Origin of the sequence: Facilibium subflavum (assembly GCF_003574485.1) — a bacterium.
Lineage (GTDB): Bacteria > Pseudomonadota > Gammaproteobacteria > Francisellales > Francisellaceae > Facilibium > Facilibium subflavum.
Map to the genome: position 1 here is coordinate 1 of NZ_QLIT01000297.1, position 827 is coordinate 827.

Annotated in this window: 1 protein-coding gene and 1 pseudogene; both read right to left on the minus strand. The window is 36.4% G+C overall.

From position 1 onward, the window contains the following. Positions 1 to 225: 225 nt before the first annotated feature. Positions 226 to 423 (minus strand): annotated as a pseudogene (locus DNK84_RS15130) (hypothetical protein); the annotation flags it as partial. A gap of 168 nt (positions 424 to 591) precedes the next feature. Continuing rightward, positions 592 to 827 (minus strand): hypothetical protein (locus tag DNK84_RS14500; protein WP_208123234.1); only part of this gene is annotated, 236 nt, incomplete at its 5' end.

An 827-nucleotide genomic window follows, 5' to 3' on the forward strand; every position in this document is an offset into this window, starting at 1 on the left:
TTTTAATTAAATTTGAAGGCAGAATTTAAGTACTATGAAAAATTTACACAGTTAGATGGATGGGCTCCCTTGAAAGCCATACCCTAAATACCAAGGGCTTGCGGATGTTTTGATTATTTGACTCCATTTTTGCATCATGATACCAACCATGGTGTTTGTGAATGTAAACTAAAGTATAGCAGCAATTGCATTAATCCTAAAACCAATGCTACTGAAAGAACTAAACTACAGTCTCCATTTAAGCTGCAAGCCAATCAAATCAGCAGAAGACCTTACATTGCCATTGGTTGTTTGATCCACTCCATTAATATTAACTGTATTATTAATACTTGCATTTTCAACAAAGAAATGTGCATAGCTTAACGCAACAGAAAGCGACTTTAACAGCTGATATTCAAGACCTGTTGATATAATCCATCTATTTTGATCTGGGACTAATTAACGCACCAGCAAGTCCAAAGATAATTTTTTTCTGTCGAGTAGACATCTCTGTTTCTCCTATTTATAATTTAAATTTTAAACATAATGTGAGAAAGCATGATGCCCCTCACAGAACCGTACTTGTAGATTTCCCACATACGGCTCTTCAACTTAACTCACTGAACCTGTTAAAGTATAAAAATCATGTGTTATCCGTGGTTGCGGTAGTGGATAGCGTTCAATATATTTGTTGAACTTCTCCCAACTTAATTTCCGCTTTTGGCTTCTTCGATTTAACCATTTCTTTGCCAGCCTCTTGGCAATTGAGTAATAACTTGCGATCGCTGGGAAATTCCCGCTCACGCCATAGTATTCAAAATGCCCTCTTAGCTTAGCTTTGAGTGTTT